At 67.0% G+C, this 276-nt stretch carries 1 protein-coding gene; it reads left to right on the top strand.

Going from position 1 to position 276, the window contains the following annotated elements; all coding sequences use genetic code 11:
- On the top strand, positions 1-276 hold a 276-nt coding region (locus tag VI08_RS20480; RefSeq protein WP_045831498.1), incomplete at both ends, for a response regulator.

Raw genomic sequence — 276 nt, 5'->3', positions numbered from 1 at the left:
GAGCGCCTGCTCGACGAAGTGACCCTGTTCCTGCATAGCGTGGAAGCCTCGCTGCCCACCGACCAGCAGCGCCTGCTGCGCGAGGCGCGCAAGCGCGACGCCATGCTCGATGGCCGCACCGTGCTGCTGGCCGAGGACGACGTGCGCAACATCTTCGCGCTCACCAGCGTGCTGGAGCCGCTTGGCGTGAAGCTCGAGATCGCGCGCAACGGCCACGAAGCCGTGGAGAAGCTGGCCACCACCGAGGTCGACCTGGTGCTGATGGACATCATGATG

It is taken from the genome of Luteibacter yeojuensis, from assembly GCF_000964085.1.
Taxonomy (GTDB): domain Bacteria; phylum Pseudomonadota; class Gammaproteobacteria; order Xanthomonadales; family Rhodanobacteraceae; genus Luteibacter; species Luteibacter yeojuensis_A.
Note: the sequence above shows the minus strand (reverse complement) of the source record. Positions and strands in the feature narration are given on the sequence as shown.